Here is a 658-nt window from a genome sequence, read left to right on the forward strand (position 1 = left end):
CTGACAGGCAATCGCACTCTTCTTGATGTTGAAGATCCCAATGCTCAAATGCAAAGGCTCTATGACAATGCTGTGGAGCAGCAAGATCCCTTGGGGTTAGTGCTAGGCAAGCCCTTAACGCCTCAGCAAATTGCTGGGATCAAAAAGGATATGATCTGGCTTGAGACCCACCTTGTCGACGGACAAGAGGTCTTGGTACCCCACGTTTATTTGGCACCAAACACTTCTTTAGCACAAGATGTTTATGGGGCAAAAACGCAGCAAGGAAACCTTGCCAGTGCACGTTTGAAAGGCAATGGCGTCACTATAGAGACGGACCGTCTTACCAATAGTGGCACCATATCAAGTAATGGTGCATTGCATGTTTCGACCACGCAAACTTTGTTCAATAATGGTGGTTTTTTGCTTGGCAGCGGTGCTGTAGATCTCAGCAGTGGCGATCTTTTAGCCAATTCTTCCGGTGTTATTCTGGGGGATATCATCACCCTCAATGCGAAGACAATCATTGATGGTACTGCAAAAATCCGTGACACGAATGAATATGGTTTTGTTGATCGCAGTGGGCAGCAGGCTCAAATCATTTCTATACAGGATTTAAACATTCACTCCCTTGGCGATTTAAGCATGACTGGTGGCCAATGGAGCAGTGGCGGTCCGA

Annotated in this window: 1 protein-coding gene; it reads left to right on the forward strand. The window is 46.8% G+C overall.

Going from position 1 to position 658, the window contains the following annotated elements:
• On the forward strand, nucleotides 1–658 hold a 658-nt coding region (locus tag ACFINK_RS09385; protein ID WP_375638916.1), incomplete at both ends, for a hypothetical protein.

The organism is Bartonella sp. AA16NXGY (genome assembly GCF_042197325.1).
Taxonomy (GTDB): Bacteria; Pseudomonadota; Alphaproteobacteria; order Rhizobiales; family Rhizobiaceae; genus Bartonella.